This window comes from Flammeovirga aprica JL-4 (genome assembly GCF_012844305.1).
Lineage (GTDB): Bacteria > Bacteroidota > Bacteroidia > Cytophagales > Flammeovirgaceae > Flammeovirga > Flammeovirga aprica.
Genome location: NZ_JABANE010000311.1, coordinates 1 through 990 on the forward strand (window position 1 = coordinate 1; position 990 = coordinate 990).

Annotated in this window: 2 protein-coding genes; both read right to left on the bottom strand. The window is 35.7% G+C overall.

The genetic code is table 11. The features are described 5' to 3' along the window. Window positions 1-212 precede the first annotated feature (212 nt). Window positions 213-602 carry a hypothetical protein gene (locus tag HHU12_RS34090; protein ID WP_169661172.1) on the bottom strand — a complete coding sequence of 130 codons (390 nt, stop codon included), beginning with the start codon at window positions 600-602 and terminating at the stop codon, window positions 213-215. Window positions 603-606: 4 nt separating this feature from the next. Beyond that, on the bottom strand, window positions 607-900 hold the full coding sequence (locus tag HHU12_RS34095; RefSeq protein WP_169661173.1) for a hypothetical protein: 294 nt from the start codon (window positions 898-900) through the stop codon (window positions 607-609). Window positions 901-990 lie beyond the last annotated feature (90 nt).

Consider the following 990-nt stretch of genomic DNA (forward strand, 5'->3'; position numbering starts at 1 on the left):
CAACCATCACTTTAGAACGCCTTGAAAAGAGAGGATATATTGCGATGTCAGACATCTACAAAAAGTTAACCAAACGGTAATCAACCGCCGTATACCTTCATGAGAAGAGATTCGAAATGAGGGAGCATAGCTCGGAGTACGTACGGTGGTGTGAGAGGCTCTCCGCTAGGCTAATCGCCTAGCGGCGCTCTACTCGATTGTGCTTTCGTTTTCTATTTTTTAAACATCTCTTCATAAGCTTTCACATGATGTGGAAACTCTTCTTCGTAGAATGGATAACCAATTCCTAAAACTGAGATTTCATATCCCTCTTCCTTCATTCCACTTATAAAATTTCCTGCTTCTCCTTTTAGCTCTAACCCGTCTTGTCTAAACACTTTTAGTTGCGGAATAACTTGAGTGTCTATAAATTCAAATTCAGGGTCAATTGTAATGATGGTGATTTTGTTTTTCGTGCAATAATCTTTGAAAAACAGGTATGGTGATTCAATGTCTTTAAATTCAATTAATCCAAAAGCCACACCCATAGGGGCATCTGCTTTTTCAAGTCGGGTCGTTCCGATTTTTTTTGAGTCGAGATATATTGAATATTCTTTTTCCATTTACTTAATCTCCAAATGCAATCAATCCAAATTCTTTATTAACCGCCTTGTCAATGATTTCTTTAAGCTTAATAACATCTGAATCTCTATTAAAAATATTTGCCTTCGATTCAATCTGTTTTACCAATTGATTCCCCCATCTAAAGTCTGAGTAATAATCAAATCTTGAATCAATTATCCCCTTTCTTACAAGACGGTCGTATATATCTGACTCTAATCCACCCGCATAGTCTAAATTGTCTAATTTATCTGGCTTTGGTTTTCCTTCTGAATCAGATATTAAATAAAAGTCAAGCATACTCTGGTTTAATGAAGCAGTAGAGTAGAGCCTGATAGCTCTCTCAATTTAAATAATTATAAATGTAATCATTTTGAGAAAACTATCAGA